Genomic DNA, 824 nt, shown 5'->3' with positions numbered 1-824 from the left:
AGCTTGACCACGCTCCCCACCGACAGCCAGACGCCCTTGGTGGAGCACTCCACGTAATGCGACTCGGCCGTCTCCGCCTCCTGCTTCTTCTTCACGTAAAGCTCCATCTCCTTCATGTGGTGGACGCGGGAGTGGGCGTACTGCAGCGCGGGTTCCCTGAACAGTTCCATCGAGGCTCGGAACGCCTTGTGGCCGAGCTCGTCAAGGCCCGAGGGCTTGTCGGGCGTGGGCTCGGCCATGCCATGGTCGTCCTTCGAGACGTAAGAGAATACCTTGGCGGGACGCGCAAGCGTCTGCACCCCCGTCTCGAAGCTGATCAGGTTGCGTTCGAACTCCAGCCCGACCGCATCGGGAAGTTCGGGCTTGCCGAAGACAAGACGCGTGCCGTCGTAGTAAAGCCATTCCTTGTACTTCCAGGCAAGGCGGCGGATGAAGTCGAAGTCCGACTCGTTGTACTGGCAGACGTATCCCACGGGGTCACGGTTCTCCGGATTGGCCAGAAGCTTAACGCCCGCCTTCTCGCACAGTTCGCCAACGATGTCCGCCAACGTCCAGTCAAGCCACGAGTGGCAGTTCTCGCCGTTCTCGAGCAGGTAGGTGGTGGAGAACCCCGAAACGCACAGGCGGCCCCCGTCAAGGCTCTCCTTACGGGCGCTCACCCTAGCCACCACGCCAAGGAAGAGCGGCGAGCCGTCGGACTGTTCGTAGGCGAGCAAGCGCTTGCCGAGCCATTCGGTACCGTCCTTGAAGCCCTCGACGTACCGCTCGCTCACGGAGTCGAGGTCCAACGAGAGCTCGAAGCGGTGGTGGTCGTTGATCGGCTG

General features: G+C 62.5%; 1 protein-coding gene. It reads right to left on the bottom strand.

Annotated features, from left to right (window positions below):
* Positions 1-824: contractile injection system protein, VgrG/Pvc8 family (locus F453_RS14400; RefSeq protein ID WP_018968365.1), on the bottom strand; the 824-nt coding region annotated here is incomplete at both ends.

It is taken from the genome of Hoylesella loescheii DSM 19665 = JCM 12249 = ATCC 15930 (genome assembly GCF_000378085.1).
Lineage (GTDB): Bacteria > Bacteroidota > Bacteroidia > Bacteroidales > Bacteroidaceae > Prevotella > Prevotella loescheii.
This window is presented reverse-complemented; position numbering and strand designations above follow the sequence as displayed.